Source organism: Micromonospora sp. WMMA1363, assembly GCF_030345795.1.
GTDB lineage: Bacteria > Actinomycetota > Actinomycetes > Mycobacteriales > Micromonosporaceae > Micromonospora.
Map to the genome: position 1 here is coordinate 2,291,268 of NZ_JAUALB010000001.1, position 16,497 is coordinate 2,307,764.

At 72.5% G+C, this 16,497-nt stretch carries 12 protein-coding genes and 1 pseudogene; all 13 read right to left on the reverse strand.

The window, feature by feature from the left end; translation table 11 throughout:
* Positions 1-2 precede the first annotated feature (2 nt).
* The 13 genes and pseudogenes from QTQ03_RS10420 to rsmH all read right to left on the reverse strand — a co-directional run bounded on the left by QTQ03_RS10420 (position 3) and on the right by rsmH (position 16,391).
* On the reverse strand, positions 3-695 hold the full coding sequence (locus tag QTQ03_RS10420; protein ID WP_289277821.1) for a cell division protein SepF: 693 nt from the start codon (positions 693-695) through the stop codon (positions 3-5).
* Positions 696-888: 193 nt separating this feature from the next.
* Positions 889-1,635, reverse strand: a complete 747-nt coding sequence (locus tag QTQ03_RS10425) for a YggS family pyridoxal phosphate-dependent enzyme (protein WP_289277822.1) — start codon at positions 1,633-1,635, stop codon at positions 889-891.
* 9 nt (positions 1,636-1,644) lie between these two features.
* Positions 1,645-2,760: a cell division protein FtsZ gene (gene ftsZ, locus QTQ03_RS10430; protein ID WP_289277823.1), complete on the reverse strand. Its 1,116-nt coding sequence runs from the start codon at positions 2,758-2,760 to the stop codon at positions 1,645-1,647.
* Positions 2,761-2,988: 228 nt separating this feature from the next.
* On the reverse strand, positions 2,989-3,807 hold the full coding sequence (locus tag QTQ03_RS10435; RefSeq protein WP_289277824.1) for a cell division protein FtsQ/DivIB: 819 nt from the start codon (positions 3,805-3,807) through the stop codon (positions 2,989-2,991).
* On the reverse strand, positions 3,804-5,327 hold the full coding sequence (gene murC / locus QTQ03_RS10440) for a UDP-N-acetylmuramate--L-alanine ligase (protein ID WP_289280761.1): 1,524 nt from the start codon (positions 5,325-5,327) through the stop codon (positions 3,804-3,806). The genes QTQ03_RS10435 and murC overlap by 4 nt, the downstream gene beginning before the upstream one ends.
* A 238-nt stretch (positions 5,328-5,565) precedes the next feature.
* The gene (murG, locus tag QTQ03_RS10445; RefSeq protein ID WP_289277825.1) at positions 5,566-6,672 is read right to left on the reverse strand and encodes an undecaprenyldiphospho-muramoylpentapeptide beta-N-acetylglucosaminyltransferase; all 1,107 of its coding nucleotides are present in this window, start codon (positions 6,670-6,672) and stop codon (positions 5,566-5,568) included.
* Positions 6,672-8,093 carry an FtsW/RodA/SpoVE family cell cycle protein gene (locus QTQ03_RS10450; RefSeq protein WP_289280762.1) on the reverse strand — a complete coding sequence of 474 codons (1,422 nt, stop codon included), beginning with the start codon at positions 8,091-8,093 and terminating at the stop codon, positions 6,672-6,674. The genes murG and QTQ03_RS10450 overlap by 1 nt, the downstream gene beginning before the upstream one ends.
* Positions 8,094-8,397: 304 nt before the next feature.
* Complete coding sequence (gene mraY / locus QTQ03_RS10455) at positions 8,398-9,522, reverse strand: phospho-N-acetylmuramoyl-pentapeptide-transferase (protein ID WP_289277826.1); 1,125 nt, start codon at positions 9,520-9,522, stop codon at positions 8,398-8,400.
* Complete coding sequence (locus QTQ03_RS10460) at positions 9,519-10,940, reverse strand: UDP-N-acetylmuramoyl-tripeptide--D-alanyl-D-alanine ligase (RefSeq protein ID WP_289277827.1); 1,422 nt, start codon at positions 10,938-10,940, stop codon at positions 9,519-9,521. Before QTQ03_RS10460 ends, mraY begins: the two co-directional genes overlap by 4 nt.
* Positions 10,937-12,520, reverse strand: coding sequence for a UDP-N-acetylmuramoyl-L-alanyl-D-glutamate--2,6-diaminopimelate ligase (locus tag QTQ03_RS10465; RefSeq protein WP_502889735.1), 1,584 nt, complete (start codon positions 12,518-12,520; stop codon positions 10,937-10,939). Before QTQ03_RS10465 ends, QTQ03_RS10460 begins: the two co-directional genes overlap by 4 nt.
* A gap of 52 nt (positions 12,521-12,572) precedes the next feature.
* Positions 12,573-14,711: a peptidoglycan D,D-transpeptidase FtsI family protein gene (locus tag QTQ03_RS10470; protein WP_289277828.1), complete on the reverse strand. Its 2,139-nt coding sequence runs from the start codon at positions 14,709-14,711 to the stop codon at positions 12,573-12,575.
* A gap of 3 nt (positions 14,712-14,714) precedes the next feature.
* Positions 14,715-15,299 carry a cell division protein FtsL gene (gene ftsL / locus QTQ03_RS10475; protein ID WP_289277829.1) on the reverse strand — a complete coding sequence of 195 codons (585 nt, stop codon included), beginning with the start codon at positions 15,297-15,299 and terminating at the stop codon, positions 14,715-14,717.
* A pseudogene (gene rsmH, locus QTQ03_RS10480) lies at positions 15,292-16,391 on the reverse strand (16S rRNA (cytosine(1402)-N(4))-methyltransferase RsmH). Before rsmH ends, ftsL begins: the two are co-directional and overlap by 8 nt.
* Positions 16,392-16,497 lie beyond the last annotated feature (106 nt).

Below are 16,497 nucleotides of genomic sequence, written 5' to 3' on the forward strand. Positions count from 1 at the left end.
GATCAACTGAGACTGAAAAAGCCGCCCTCAGCGATCTTGGCCTTGTCCTCCGCAGTGACCTGGACGTTGGCCGGTGAGAGCAGGAACACCCGATTGGTCACGCGCTCGATGGTACCGCGCAGCCCGAAGGCCAGACCCGCGGCGAAATCGACCAGCCGCCGGGCGTCCGCTTCGTCCATCTCGGTGAGGTTGATGATCACCGGAACGCCGTCGCGGAAGTGCTCGCCGATGGTGCGCGCCTCGCGGTAGGTGGTGGGGTGCAGCGTGGTGATCTGGTACCGCTGCTCCTCGTCCGCCGCGGCCATGCGCTCACGGACCTGCGTCTGCGGTGCCAGGGCCAGGCTGTCGCGGGTGTGGTAGGTCAGGGCACCCGACGTCTCGGAGCCGACGGACCGGGTGATGGACCGGACGCTGGACCGCTCCATCCGCTCCGACCGCTCGGCCTCGGCCCGCTCGCCGTCACCCGACCGCGCGGCCCGCTCGGTGAGCCGGCCCCGGTCACCGAGCCGCGGCCGGGGCGCCGGGGGATCCTCGGCGTCGTCCTCGTCCTCGTCGGCGAACTCCTCGGCGTACCGGCTCGACCGGTACCGCGAGTCGCGGTAGCCGCCCTTGTCGTAGCCACCGTCGTCGTATGCCCGCTCGTCGTCCTCCTCGACCAGACCGAGCCAGACCCCCGCCTTGCGCAGCGCACCCATCCCGCGCCCTTCCCGTCCGCCGTGCGGCACGCGCCCCCGTGCCGTGTCGCCTGTCGCAAGTGGATCATCTCTGCCCACCGGACCGAACCGGCAATCCCACAGCGCGCGATTCGCGTCGCCCGCCACGACCCCCGATCCGGGATGCCGCCCTCACCAAACAACACCGTTGTAATTTGCTCCTCCGGCGGCCAGGCTACCGCAGCGTGGAACGCATTCCGAGCAACGCGCTGCCCACCCGGACTTGTGTCGCGCCGTACCTGATCGCCGTTTCCAGGTCACCGCTCATTCCCGCCGAAAGCGCCGTCGCCGCCGGATACTGAGCGCGGAATCCGGCGGCCACCTCCGCCAGCCGGGCGAACGCCCGCTCCGGTTCCCAGCCCTGCGGCGCCACCGCCATCAGGCCGCCGAGCCGCAGCCCGGAGGCGCCGACCACCGCCTCGGCCACCGGGTCGAGCCCGACGTCGGGGTCGGCGGACCCGGGCAGCGCGCCGCCGCGGGCAGCTGCACCGTCGATGCTGACCTGGACGAGTACATCCACCGGCCGATCCCGGCCGGCCGCCGATGCCGCATCCAGTGCCCGCGCCAGCCGGACACTGTCGACAGACTGCACCACGTCGGCGTACCGGACCACCGACTTCGCCTTGTTGCGCTGCAGCTGGCCGATGAAGTGCCACCGGGGCGCCGCCCCGGCCGCCGCCACCTCGGCCGCCTTGGCGGACGCCTCCTGGTCGCGGTTCTCCCCCACATCGGTGACCCCGAGCCCGGCCAGCGCGACCACGTCGCCGGCCGGGTACGTCTTGGTCACCGCGATCATGGTCACCTCGTCGCGGTCCCGGCCCGCGGCGGCACAGGCGTCGGCGATCCGGGCGCGGACCCGGGCGAGGCCGGCGGCGAGTTCGACCCGCCGGTCGGGGCGTACCGGGGCGGAGCTGTCGGTCATCAGCAGGACTCAGGATCCGTTCTTGAGGAAATCGGGAACGTCGACATCGTCGAAGAGGACCCGGCGGGGTGACGGCTGCGGGGCTGGTACGGCGACCGGTGGCGGGACCGGTGTGGCAGGCTGCGCTGGCTGGTTCTGGTTGGTCTTGCGCGCCGGCTCGGTCGCCTTGTACGCGGGAGCACCGCCGTCGAAGCCGGCCGCGATGACGGTGACCCGCACCTCGTCGCCGAGCGCGTCGTCGATGACCGCGCCGAAGATGATGTTCGCGTCCGGGTGCGCCGCGTCGGTGACCAACTGAGCGGCATCGTTGATCTCGAACAGGCCGAGGTCGGAACCGCCGGCGATGGAGAGCAGAACGCCCCGCGCACCGTCCATACTCTGCTCCAGCAGTGGACTCGAGATGGCCGCCTCGGCCGCCTCCACCGCACGGTTCTCCCCGCGGGCGCTGCCGATGCCCATGAGGGCGCTGCCGGCGCCGCTCATGACGCTCTTGACGTCGGCGAAGTCCAGATTGATCAGACCCGGGGTGGTGATCAGGTCGGTGATCCCCTGAACGCCGGAGAGAAGCACCTGGTCCGCCGTCCGGAAGGCGTCCATCATGGAGATGTTGCGGTCGCCGAGTGCGAGCAGCCGGTCGTTCGGGATCACGATCAGCGTGTCGCACTGGTTACGCAACTCGTCGATGCCGGCCTCGGCCTGCACCTGGCGGCGCTTGCCCTCGAAGGAGAACGGCCGGGTGACCACACCGATGGTGAGCGCGCCGAGCTTGCGGGCGATGTTCGCCACCACGGGCGCCCCACCGGTACCCGTGCCGCCGCCCTCGCCGCAGGTCACGAAGACCATGTCGGCTCCCTTGAGGACCTCCTCGATCTCGTCACGGTGGTCCTCGGCGGCGTTCTTGCCGACATCCGGATTGGCCCCGGCGCCCAGACCACGGGTCAGCTCCCGGCCGACGTCGAGCTTGACGTCGGCGTCGCTCATCAGCAGCGCCTGCGCATCGGTGTTGATCGCGATGAACTCGACGCCCTTGAGCCCAACCTCGATCATTCGGTTGACGGCGTTCACGCCACCGCCCCCGATGCCGACGACCTTGATGACCGCCAGGTAGTTGTGCGGAGGTGTCATCTGAAGGTCCTTTCCCCCTCGAGATTGGCATGGGCGGGCCCACACGGCTTGGCCGGATAGCGGTCGACGGGCGCTGTTCACCAGCAGGGGCTCGGGCCTAAACCCTCACCCTCTACTAGAGGGTTACAGTTATGTCAACCACTGATCCTCTTCGGGGCAAGGTAAGCGCCCCGGCCCGATGAGCCAAGCAACCACGCGGCGTGTCGTCGCCTTCGGACACCTCACACCTCACCGGAAGGTCACCACGTCGGGAGCACTGACGTCGATCGTCGCCGCCTCCCGGTCCAGCAACGCGGTGGTCACCCGCGCCTTGTCCTCTCCCCGGGTCGCGTCACCCCACACGACCCGCCGCTCCCCACGCAGGTGCAGCGTGATCCGGGCAATACCCTCGACGGTCACGTCCACCAGCTCGGCGCGCAACCGCGGGGTGAGCGCGGCGAGCACTTCCAGAGCCGCCTGGGTGTCCGAATCCGCCGGACCGGGTGCCGCCAGCCGGACCAGCGGCAGGCCCTCGGGGCGTTGCGACAGGGTCCGGAAGACCACCCCCGCCCGGTCGACGACGACGAACCGCCCGCCCCGCGGCACCGCCGCCACGCCGGTCCGCTCGGTCACCCGCACCACCAGCACGTCCGGCCAGTCCCGAGTGACCTCCGCCCGCTCGACCGCAGGCAGATCCCCGATCCGCCCGGCGGTGCCGGCCAGGTCGACCCGCGCCAGCGGCGTCCCGTCGGCCACCCCGGCGGCGTCCCGCACCTGCACCGGCGTGACCAGCTCCGCGCCCTCCACCCGCACCTCGCGCACCCCGAACAACCCGGTCCCGAGCAACGTCCACACGACGAAACCGGCAAACGCGAGCACGCCGGCCGCGACCGCCCAGGGCAGCGCCGCCCGCATCCGGCGCTGCCGGGCGCGGGCCATGAACCGGCGGGTGGACGCGGGTACGGCGTCGCTGCCGGCCCTGACCAGCTGCCAGCGGCGGGTCGGGCCCCGACGGCCGGAACCACCGTCGGCGCCGGTCGTGCGCCCGCGGGCGGGCCCCGGACTCATCCGGCGGAGGCGTCCGGCACCGCGCCACCCGCGGAACCGGGAACGGTGCCTCCGATCGTTGTCGCGCCACCGGCCTCGCTGCCCGGCACCGTGCCGACGGACAAGCCCTCGCCCCGCACCGACAAGGCGTCGAGGAGCTGGTCGCCCATGAGCGAGATGGGCGGAGCACCCATCGTCACCACCACGTCGCCCGGCCGGGCCCGCTGGGCGACCTCCGCCGGCACCGCGTCCCACGAGTCGACGAAGACCTTCCGGTCGCCCGGCAGCCGCACCACCTCGATCAGCGCCGCCGAACCCTCCCCCGGCCCGCGCAGCTCGCCTGGGCCGAAGACCTCCAGCAGCACCAGCTCGTCGGCGACGGCGAGGGCCTCGGCGATCTCCGCCTGCAGATCCCGGGTCCGGTAGAGCCGGTACGGCTGGAACACCACGATCAGTCGGCCGTCGCCGGCCACCTCGCGCAGGGTCCGCAACGCGAGCGTCATCGACGTCGGGTGATAGGCGTACTCGTCGTAGACCAGGACGTCGTCCGCGACACCCTTGCGCTCGAAGCGCCGCCGAACGCCGGGGAAAGCCGCCAGCGCGGCCTCCGCCGCTGACAGCGGCAGGTCCAGCACATACGCGGCGAGCACCGCCGAAGCACTGTTGAGCCCCATGTGCCGGCCGGGCACCGGCAGCCGGAACTCGCCCAACGACCGGCCGTCGGTCTCGGCGAGGTAGCGGACCCCCTTGGCCGAAGACGCCATCTCGGTCAGCCGCAGGTCGGCGTCGGCCGACGTGCCGTACGTGTACACCCGCCGGCCCTCGGCGCGCAGCGTCTCGGCCAGCCGCCGGCCGCCCGCGTCGTCGGCGCAGGTGATGATGAACCCGTCCGGGTCGGTGAGCCGGGCGAACTCGGCGAACGCCGCTTCCAGGGCGGCCAGGTCCCCGTACGTGTTGAGGTGATCCGCCTCGACATTGGTGATGATCGAGACAAACGGCCGGTAGATGAGGAAAGACCGGTCGCTCTCGTCAGCCTCCACCACGAAGTACTCGCCCGTGCCGTGGTGCGCGCCGGAGCCGACCTCGGAGATCTCCCCACCGATCACGAAGGACGGGTCCACGCCGGCCTGCTGGAGCACCATGGTCACCATCGACGTGGTGGTGGTCTTGCCGTGGGTGCCCGCCACCGCGACGGTCCGGCGGCCGGTCATCGCCGCGGCGAGCGCCTCGGAGCGGTGCAACACCCGCAGGCCACGGCGGCGTGCCTCGACCATCTCCAGGTGGTCCTGCGGGATCGCCGAGGAGTAGACGACCGTGTCCACACCGTCGAGGTTGGCCGCCTCGTGGCTCATGTGGATCGTGCCGCCCAACGCGCGCAGGCCGGTCAGGGACGGCCACTCGCGCAGCTCGCTGCCGGAGACCGGGATGCCGCGGGTCAGGAAGAGCCGGGCCAGGCCGCTCATGCCGACCCCGCCCACCCCGATCAGGTGGATCGTGCCCAGGTCCTCGGCGGTCAGCGTGCCGGCCGGGGTGAACTGCATGGTCACCGGACCAGCCCTTCGTTCGCGACTGCGGGGCTCCGCTGCGCTGCACTCCTCGCGCTCACCCGACCAGCCTTTCGTTCGCGACTGCGGAGCTCCGCTGCGCTGCACTCCTCGCGCTCACCCGACCAGCCTTTCGTTCGCGACTGCGGAGCTCCGCTGCGCTGCACTCCTCGCGCTCACCCGACCAGCCTTTCGTTCGCGACTGCGGGGCTCCGCTGCGCTGCACTCCTCGCGCTCACCGGACCACCGCCTCGTAGACGAAGTTGAGTAGCGCCTCGTCGCCGTCGCGGCGGCCGTACCCCGCCGCTGCGGCACCCATCGCGGCCAGCCGCTGCGGGTCGCGGATCAGCGGGATCACCGTGCGCTCGACCCAGTCCGGTGTCAGCTCGGCATCATCGACGAGCAGCCCGCCGCCGGCCTCCACCACCGGCAGAGCGTTACGCTTCTGCTCCTGATTACTGTAGGGGTAGGGCACGTAGATCGTGGGCAGCCCGATCGCGGCCACCTCCGCGCAGGTCATCGCCCCGCCCCGCCCGAGCATCAGGTCGGCCGCGGCGTAGCCCAGCTCCATCTGCGACAGATAGGGCAGGGTCACGTACGGCACCGGCAGGTCGGTCGGTACCGATACCGACTCGTTGCGCGCGCCGATCACATGCAGCACCTGCACGCCGTTGCGGGCCAGTTCCTTGGCCGCGCCGGAGACGGCGAGGTTGATCGAACGGGCGCCCTGCGATCCGCCGGCGACGAAGAGCACCGGAAGGTCGGGGCGGAGACCGAACTGGGCGCGGGCGGCGTTGCGCAGCGCGTACCGGTCGAGCCCGGCGATACCCCGACGCAGCGGAACCCCGACCACCCGGGCGGCGCGTAGCGCCTCGGCCTGGGCTGGCTGGTGCGGAAAGCCGACCGCGACGTGCTTGGTGAACTTCATGCCCAGCCGGTTGGCCACCCCCGGCGGCACGTTGACCTCGTGGATGACGATCGGCAGCTCGCGTCGCCACGCCGCGAGATAGGCCGGAACCGAGACGTACCCACCGAAACCCACCACCACGTCGGCGCGCACCTCGTCGATCACCCGGCCCGCGGCCCGGGCCGCGGTCCACATCCGGCCCGGGGTCTTGACCAGGTTCAGGTTGACCGACCGGGGCAGCTGGTACGCGGGAATCTGGCGCAGGTCGTACCCGGCCGACGGGATGAGCTCGTTCTCCAGGCCCTTCGGGGTGCCCAGACAGGTGATCCGGACACCGGGGTCGTGCCGGCGCAGGCAGTCGGCGAAGGCGAGCAACGGGTAGATGTGCCCCCCGGTGCCGCCTCCCGAGAGCACCACCGAACGCAGCGGACCCATCACCGTCTCCTCTCGTCCACCGACCCGTGCCGGGCCCGGTCCCTCCGGACGCCGCGCGGGGCGGCCTGGTCGTCTCCGCGCCGCCCCCGCGATTCCCGGCCGCGGGCGGCTGGTGGAGCCGCCCGACGCCGGCCAGGAAGCGGCGGCAACGGTGCCCACACTAGTCGGACCCACCGGGCCGGTGGACGGGCATGCAGGGCTTGCGCCGCATCAGGTTCGGCGCGGGCAAACGAGGCGAGCATTCCGACCGCGGCGAGCGTGGCGACCAGGGCGCTGCCGCCGTCCGAGATGAACGGCAGCGGCACCCCGGTCAACGGCAACAGCCCGACCACCCCACCGATATTGATCACCGCTTGGCCAACCAGCCAGGCGATCGCCGCGGCTGCGGCGAGCCGGCGGAACGGGTCGGCCACCCGGCGGGCGATCCGCAGCCCGGTGTAGGCGAGCACCGCGAAGAGCGCGACGACCACGGCACAGCCGACCACGCCCAGTTCCTCGGCGATGACGGCGAAGATGAAGTCGTTCTCCGCCGCCGGCAGGTAGCTCCACTTCAGCGAACTCTTGCCCAGGCCGGTGCCGAACCAGCCGCCGTTCTCGATCGCGTACCGAGCCTGGACCATCTGGTAGCAGTCGAGGAGCTTGCACTCGGTCGGCGGGGGCGGGTCGATGAACATGGTCAACCGCGTCAACCGGTAGTTCTCCGCGCCCCGCACGCCCGAGCCTGCGCCGAGCGAGGCGACCGCCACCAGCAGACCGATGCCGAGCAGGCCGACCGCGGTCAGGGTCGCGAAGACCCGCAGCCGTACCCCGGCCGCCCAGAGCAGCCCGACCACCAGCGCGAGCAGACAGAGCATGGTGCCCAGGTCGTTGTAGCCGACCAGCACGAACAGCAGCCCCACCACCGGGAACAACGGCGTGGCGAGTTCCCGCCACCAGCCGAGCTTGGCACCCTTGCGGGCGACCACGTCCGCGCCCCACAGCACCAGGGCGAACTTCGCCAGTTCCGAGGGCTGGAGCTGGACGGGGCCGAGGTGCAGCCAGTTCAGGTCCGCGTAGAACGGCCCGAGCTGGTCGACGTCGGCCAGCGACTGGAGCGCCATCAACGAGTTCAGCAGGAGCAACAACGCCACCGAAACACCGAGCGCCGGCCAGGCGACCGCCCGGAAGGTGCGGGCGGGCAGCCGCTGGCATGCCCAGAACGCCCCGACGCCGACCACCGCGAAGATGGCCTGCTTGGTCAGCGACGTGGTGGCGTCGCCGCCCTTGGCGAAGTCCCGCACGCTGGTCGCCGAGAAGACCATGGTGAGGCCGATCAGCAGCAACAGGCCGGCGCTCGACAGCAGCAGGTAGTACGAGGCGAGCGGCCGGTCGAGCAGACCGCGCAGGGCGGCCAGCCCGCTGGCGGCGTCCAGCCCGCGCAGCGCCGCCGACCCGCTTGGCTCCTCCGGCGGTCGCGCCCCGCCGGGTGTCTCCGGTGCACGCGCGCCACCCCGCCGCCGGGTCGTGGCCTCCGTCGTCACCTCGGTGCGTCGCGCCTCCCCCACCGTGACATCATGGCCGCTGCCCGCCGCCACCCCCACGACCGCCGCCCTCGGCGTGTCGGCGACGAACGACCGGCCCGGTCGACGCGCGGTGTCGGCGGGCTCCCCCTCGACGCCACCGGCGGGCGCACCACCGCGGGACGGCCGCCGCCGCGATCCCGCGACGGCGGCCGTCCGCCACGGCTCAGCCGACGTGGGCGAGGAACTCGCTGTAGAACAGGCCCAGCGCGATCGCCACTCCGATCCCGGCGACGATCCAGAAGCGCACCACGATGTTGACCTCGCTCCAGCCGGCGAGCTCGAAGTGGTGCTGCAACGGCGACATCCGGAATACCCGCTTACCGGTGGTCCGGAACGAGATGATCTGGATGACCACGGACATCGTGATGATCACAAAGAGCCCGCCGATGATCGGCAGCAACAGGATGGTCCGGGTCGACATCGCCATACCGGCGATCAGGCCGCCGAGACCGAGCGCTCCCGTGTCGCCCATGAAGATCCGCGCCGGCGACGTGTTCCACCAGAGGAACCCCACACAGGCGCCGGCCGCCGCGCCGGCGATAAGCGCGATCTCCAGCGGATCCCGCACCGTGTAGCAGTAGTCCTGGGTGTAGTTCGGGTCCGCGCACCAGTGCCGATACTGCCAGAAGGCGATCAACGCGTACGCCGCGAGCACCATCACCGACGCGCCGGTCGCCAGCCCGTCCAGGCCGTCGGTGAGGTTGACGCCGTTGGTCGCCGCCATCACCACGAAGATGAAGACGATCACCGCACCGACCTTGGTGAGTTCCAGCGCGGGGATGTCCCGGATGAAGCTCAGCGTGGTGCTGCCCACGGTCTCGGTGTTGGTCGCCTGCCCCAGCTCGTCGGTCATGCTGCTCGGGAAGTACAGGGCGATCACGCCGAAGACCGCCCCGACCAGGATCTGACCGAGTAGCTTTCCCCGTTTGTTGAGACCGCCGCTGTGCCGTTTGCGGACCTTGAGGAAGTCGTCGACGAAACCGACCGCCCCGGAGAAGACCATCAACCCGAGCAGCACCAGCGCCGTGATGGTCGGTTCGACCTGGGCGATCTGTGCGTCCGGCAGCGTGGTCAGGGCCAGGTGGCCGGCGACGTACGCGATGACCGTGGCCAGGATGAAGACCACCCCGCCCATCGTCGGGGTGCCCTTCTTGCCCTGGTGCATCGCCGGGCCCTCGGCCCGGATCGGCTGGCCGGCCTTCAGCCGGGTGAATACCTTGATCGCGATCGGGGTGCAGAAAAGCGAGATCAGAAAGGCGACCCCGACAGCGACGATCACCGCCCTCATGCGGTGTCCCCCTCGGTCGCGGCGTTCCCGCCGCGCTCCGCGGAGTCAGCGCGCAACGCGTCCGCGATCTCCCAGGTGCGATACCGCGAGCCCTTCACCAGGACGACGTCGCCCGGTCGCAGTTCGCGTCGCAGCACCTCGACCGCGCCCGCCTGATCGGTGAGCAGCACCGATTCTCCTCCCCAGTCACCTACCGATATGGCGCCCTCGTGGATCGGCGCCGCCGCGTCGCCCACCACGAGCAGTCGGTCAACGCCCAGTTCGGCCGCCAGCCGACCGACCTCGACATGCCCGTCGTGCTCGTACGGACCCAGCTCGGCCATGTAGCCGAGCACCGCCACCCGACGCCGCCGCTGCCCGATGCCGGTCAGCGCGTGCAGCGCCGCGGCCATCGAGCCGGGGTTGGCGTTGTACGAGTCGTCGATGACGGTGACCCCGTCGGTCCGCTCGAACACGTCCATCCGGCGAGTGGACACCAGCCCCAGCTCACCCAGCGCGATCGCCAGCTCGGTCAGCGGCATGCCCAGTTCCCGGGCCACCGCCGCGGCGGCGAGCGAGTTGGAGACCTGGTGTCGCCCGGTCAGCCCGAGCCGGACCGGCGCGTCGCCCTCCGGCGTCACCAGGGTGTACGCCGGCCGGCCATGCTCGTCCAGCGTCACGTCGACCGCCCGGACGTCGGCGTCCGGCGCCTCGCCGTACCGGACCACCCGCGCCGCCGTCCGGGTCGCCATCGCGGAGACAAGGTCGTCGTCGGCGTTGAGCACGGCGAGCCCGTCGGCAGGAAGCGCCTCGACCAGTTCCCCCTTCGCCAGGGCGATGGTCTCCCGGGAGCCGAACTCGCCGAGGTGTGCGACCCCGACGTTGAGCACCACGGAGATGCGCGGCGGCACCACGTCGCACAGGTAGCGGACGTGCCCCACCCCTCGGGCGCCCTTCTCCATCACCAGATAGCGGGTCTCCGGCCCAGCCCGCAACGCCGTGTACGGGTGCCCCAGCTCGTTGTTGAACGACCCGGGCGGCGCGACGGTCGGTCCGAGCCGTGTGGTGAGCTGGGCGATCAGATCCTTGGTGGTGGTCTTGCCCGAGGATCCGGTGAGCCCGACGACGGTCAGCCCGGGCAGCCGGTCCATCACCGCGCGGGCCAGCCGGCCCATCGCTACGAGGGCGTCGTCGACCAGCACCGTCGGCACGCCGGGCACCGCACGGGTGCCGAGCACCGCCACCACGCCCGCCTCGACCGCCGCGGCGGCGTAGTCGTGCCCGTCCACCCGCTCCCCGGGGAAGGCGACGAAGATCCCACCGGGACCCACCTTGCGGGAGTCGAACTCGACCGAGCCGGTGACCGTGGCCGCTGGGTCGGCGGCCACCAGCCGCCCGTCCACGGCCGCCGCCAGCTCGGCCAGGCGCAGCGGGATCACGGCTGCCTCTCCGGTTCGCCGAACCGGGCACGCAGTGCGGCGGCCAGCTCGGTTCGGTCGTCGAAGGGGTACACCTCCCCGGCGACCTCCTGCCCCTGCTCGTGCCCCTTGCCGAGCAGCGCCACCACGTCGCCGGGCCGGGCCAGCCGGACCGCCTCCGCGATGGCCGCGCGCCGGCCGGGAACCTCCAGGATCTGGGCGTCGGAGTCGGCGTGGCACGCCCCGGCGAGTACCTCGGCCCGGATCGCCGCCGGGTCCTCGGTACGCGGGTTGTCGTCGGTCACCAGCACCACGTCCGCCCACCGTGCGGAGGCTGCGCCCATCAGCGGCCGCTTACCCCGGTCCCGGTCGCCGCCGGCGCCGATCAGGCAGATGAGCCGGCCGGTGCTGAGCTCGCGCAGGGCGGCCAGCGCAGCGACGATCGCGTCGGTCTTGTGCGCGTAGTCGACCACGCCGCGCACCGGGCCGGGAGCTCGGACCAGCTCCAGCCGACCGGGCACGCCACCGCACGCGGCCACCCCCTCGGCAGCGGTCTTCGGGTCGACCCGGGCCGCGACCAGGACGGCGACCGCGAGCAACGCGTTGGCCACGTTGTGCCGACCGGGCAGGGCCACCCCCGCGGGCAGGGTCAGGCCGTCCGGGCCGTGCAGGGTGAAGCGCTGTGCGTACCCCTCGCCGCCGACCTCGTCGGCCCACCAGGTGGCGGACGGGTCGCCGGCCGCCGAGTACGTCACCGTGGCCGGCCGGTACAGCGGTCGCAGCGCCGGGTCGTCGTGGTTGAGTACCTCCACCGCGCAACGGCCGTCGAACAGCTTCGCCTTCGCGGCGAAGTAGTCCGCCGCGTCGGCGTGGAAGTCCAGGTGGTCGGAGCCGAAGTTGGTGTAGCCGCCGACGGTGAACCGGACACCGCCGACCCGCCCCATCGCGAGGGCGTGGCTGGACACCTCCATGACGACCGCGGTCACGCCGCGTTCCCGGGCCGCGGCGAGCATGGCGTGCAGGTCGGTCGCCTCGGGCGTGGTGCGGACGCTGTCGATCACCAGGTCGCCGAGGCGGGTCTCGACGGTGCCGATCAGACCGGTGGTGTGCCCGGCGGCCCGCAGCCCCGACTCGACCAGGTACGCGGTGGAGGTCTTGCCGGCGGTGCCGGTCACCCCGATCACCGTCAGCCCCGCGGTCGGGTCGCCGTACACGGCGCTGGCGAGGTCGCCGAGCACCGCGCGGGGGTCGGGCACCACCAGCGCCGGCAGGCCGGCTTCCGCCGCCGCCGGGGCGCCAGCCGGGTCGGTGAGCACGGCCACCGCGCCGGCAGCCGTGGCGCCCGGAATGAAGTCGGCACCGTGTCGGCGGGCGCCGGGCAGGGCGGCGTACAGGTCGCCGGGGCGGACCTCCTGGCTGGCGTGGGTCACCCCGGTGACCACCGGCTCCGCGGCGTCCGCCCGGGGGCCGGCGACTCCGGTGTCGGGCTCGGTGGCCAGCCGGGCGGCGAGGTCGCCGAGCGCGACGCCGGTCACGGTGCGGGGACGAGGATTGCCGGGCACGGCGTCAGACCCTACCCGGTCGTCCGGTTCCGGCCGCACAGCCGCCCCGGTGGTTCGTCCGCACTCACCGATGATGTCCTCATCCCGCTCGTCAGGGCAGAAAGACCTCGAAGTTCGGCGCGGCGGTGGCCGACGGCGGCACCCGGTAGTGCCGCAGGGCGAACTGCATCATGTCCCGGAACGCGGGGGCGGCGATGTCGCCTCCGCCGCCTGCCGGCGTGTGCGCGAACACCGCGATCACGTACCGCGGCTCCTCCGCCGGTGCCATGCCGATGAACGACGCGACCTCGCCGGGCTGCTGACGCCCGTCGACCAGCCGCGAGCCGGTGCCGGTCTTGCCGGCCACCCGGTATTCGGGGACGGCAGCCGCCAGGCCGGTGGCCTGATCGACGGTGGTCACCGCCTCGAGGATGGTGCGCAGCTCGGCGGCGGTGTCCGGGCTGAGCACCGACCGACGCGTCGGCGGATCGGGCTTCGTCCGCTCGCCGTCCGGGCCGATGATCTCCTTGACCAGGCGCGGCGCGACGTAGGTGCCGTCGTTGGCGATCGCGGCGAAGGCGGCGGCCATCTGCAACGGGGTGGCGTCGACGCTGTGCCCGATCGGCACCGACCCGTAGGACGACCCGCTCCACTCGTCGGCGGGCAGCACCCGTCCGCTCGCCTCGCCGGGCACCCCCACGCCGGTCGGCTCGCCGAGCCCGAACCGCTTCTGGTAGTCGATGAGCCGGTCCCGGCCCAGCATGTCGGCGATGGCGATGGTGCCCACGTTCGACGAGTACGCCATCATCCCGGCCAGGCTCATCCGCCGGCCGTGCGCCTTGTGCGAATCGGTGAACGGGGTGTCACCCTTGCGGACGGTGTTCGGGACGGGCAGCGTCGTGTCCGGCGTGACGACCCCCTCCTGCAGGGCCGCCCCGAAGGTGATCGCCTTGTGCACCGAACCCGGATCGACCACGAAGCTGGTCGCCACGTCCTCCCGGTCGGCCGGGTCGCTTTCGACCGGTTTGGCCGCGTCGTAGGTGGGGTACGCGGCCTGGGCCAACACCTCGCCGGTGTCGACCTCCAGCACGATCGCCGCGCCGGTGGACCCCTTGACCTGCTCCATCCGCTTCTTCAGCAGGACCTGCACCATGTACTGGAGGTCGCGGTCGATGGTCAGTTGCAGCGAACGGCCCGGTTCCGCCCTCGTCGTCTCGCTGTACCCACCCGGGATGGCCGCCGCCGTGTCACCCAGGCCGACCTCGTAGACGCGCTTGCCGTCCACCCCGCGCAGCACGTCGTCGTAGCGCGCCTCCAGCCCCTCCAGGCCGTTCATGTCCACGCTGGTGAAGCCGAGCAGGTTAGCGGCCAGGTCCCCGCCGGGCACCTCGCGCCGCTCGTCCCGATGGATGTTGATACCCGGCAGCTTCAGGGCCAGGATCTGCTTGGCCCGGTCGACGTCGACGCCCCGGGCCAGGTACTCGAACTGGGATTCGATGCCACCCGGCAACATGCGCGACTTCATCTTCTCCGCCAGCGCCGAGGCGGGAATGCCGAGCAGCGGCGACAGGGCCTTGGCGGTCGCCGTCCGATCCTTGATCTGGGTGGGGTCGGCGTAGACGTAGGACGCCTCGACGCTGTGCACGAGCGCCGCGCCTGAGCGGTCGTAGATGGCACCACGGGGCGCCGGCAGCTTCACCGTCCGCAGTCGGTCCGGCAGTCCGGCGTCGGCGTACGCCGAGCTCTCCACAGCCTGAAGACCGACCAGCCGGATGCCGATGACGGCGAACAGGGTGAGGGTGAGCGCGGTGCCGAGCCGCAGCCGGCGACCGGGATCCGCCAGCCGCGGCGGCTTCGGTGGTCTCCGCGCCGGACGACGGCGCGGCGGCGGCTCTTCGCGCGCGCCCCGCTCCGGGACGTTCCGCACCACGCCGGAACGGCGCGACGGTGGCTCCCGCCGGGCCGCGCGCGCGGCACCGGCCCGCCCGCCGTCGAGCACCTGGAGGGCGGGGCGGAACGGGTCGCCGGAGCGGCTACCCCGCGACACCCGGCGCTGCTCGGCGCGGGCCGCGCGGGCGTCGTCCAGCCGGTCCTGGCCGATGGTTCGCCCCCGCGGGGTGTACGCACGGGCGCCGGAGATGCCGCCGCCCCCCGGCTCGCCCGGACGCGGATCGGCGGTCCCCTCGGCGCGGGACGGACCGCGCCGGGAGCCCGTGGCGTCCCGGCGCGGGTCGTCCGACCTCGGCGGCACGGCCTACCCCCCGGCACCCTGCTGGCTGGTGACCGAGGGCTGCCCGCTGGCCGGCTGCGGCACGCCGATGGTCTTGCCGTCCGGCAGCCGGATGTACCCTGGCTCGCCGGCCTCCACGAGACCGAGCTTGCGGGCGGCGGCGGCCAGGGTGCCCGGGGTCTCCGCATCGGCGATCTGCTTGTTCAGCTGCTGTTGCTCCAAGTCCAGCTTGGCCTGCTGCTGCTGGAGGTTGTCCAGCCGAAAGGCATTCTCGTTGATTTTGGTGTTGACCAGCAAGATGCCGAGCACACCGCCTACCACCAGCACCACGATCAGCGCCGCGAACGGCGCACGCGGCACCGACACCGGCGCCGGCGGCGCCACCCGCAGCCGGGGCGGGCTGACGTCGCTCCGCTCGGCCGGCCGCAACGCCGCGGTGCCCTGGACGGGGAACTCACGCGCCCCCCGCACGCGGTTCTCCGCCGGCCGAGCCGCTCGCGGCGTGCCCGACCCGACGCGCGTGGCCCGCTCCGCCGCGGTCCGGCCCCCCGACCGCGGTGCGCGCTGCCCGCCGCCGGTCACGTTCCGGCGGTCGCGCTTGTCAATCATGTCCCTCCCCCTCTTCTTCCGTCCCTGTCCCGTCCCCCGGGGTCGGCCGCCGCGCGGTCGACCCCGCCCCCGGTTGGTGCATCGCCCGGACCCGCCGGCGGTACCGTTCGCGGTCGGTACGCCGGTGCTGCTCCGCGGCCGGGTCAAGCCGCTCCGCGGCCCGCAGCCGCACCGAGGCGGCTCGCGGGTTCCCCGCGACCTCCACCTCGCTCGGCAGTTCCGCGCCCCGGCTGAGTAGCCGGAACGTCGGACCGGACCCGGGCAGTTCGACCGGAAGGTCGACCGGGCCCGTGCTGCGGACCCGGTCGGCCAGCGCCGCCTTGGTAAGCCGGTCCTCCAGCGAGTGGTAGGACAGAACCACCAGGCGGCCCCCCACCGTGAGCCGGTCGAGCGCCGCCGGCAACGCCGCCTCCAGCGCCGCCAGCTCTTTGTTTACCTCTATCCGTAAAGCCTGGAACGTTCTCTTTGCCGGGTGACCGCCGGTCCGTCGGGCTGGCGCCGGGATACTCTCCCGGACCAGCTCGGCCAACCGCGCCGACGAGGTGATCGGAGCGCCCTCCCGCTCGCGGACGATCGCCGACGCGATCCGGGTCGCGAACTTCTCCTCGCCGTAGACCCGCAACACTCGGGCCAACTGCGGATGGGAGTAGGTGTTGACCACCTCCTCGGCGGTCACCCCCGGGTCTGGTCCATCCGCATGTCCAGCGGGGCGTCCTGCGCGTACGCGAACCCGCGGTCGGGCGCGTCGAGCTGTAACGAGGAGACGCCGAGGTCGAACAGGACCGCGTCGACAGCTGGAAGGCCGAGCCGGTCCAGCACCTCGGGCAGCTCGTCGTAGACCGCGTGCTCCAGGTGGATCCGGTCGGCGAAGCGCGCCAGCCGTACCCGTGCGTGCGCCAGCGCCTCGGTGTCCCGGTCGAGCCCGACCAGAACGGTGTGCGGGTGCGTCGCCAGCACCGCCTCGGCGTGTCCGCCGAGGCCCAGCGTGGCGTCGACATGGACCGTCCGCTCGCCCCGGCCCAGCGCGGGAGCCAGCAGCTCGAGACACCGCTCGAGCAGCACCGGCACGTGCGTACCGCGTAGCTCCCCCATGTCGACCCCCACTGTTCAGATCCGTCCGTCGTCTAGCGCCTGTCGTCGGACGACGCCGTACCGTCGTACCGCCAGATCCCCATCCGCTCCCGCCCGCCTTCCGGCC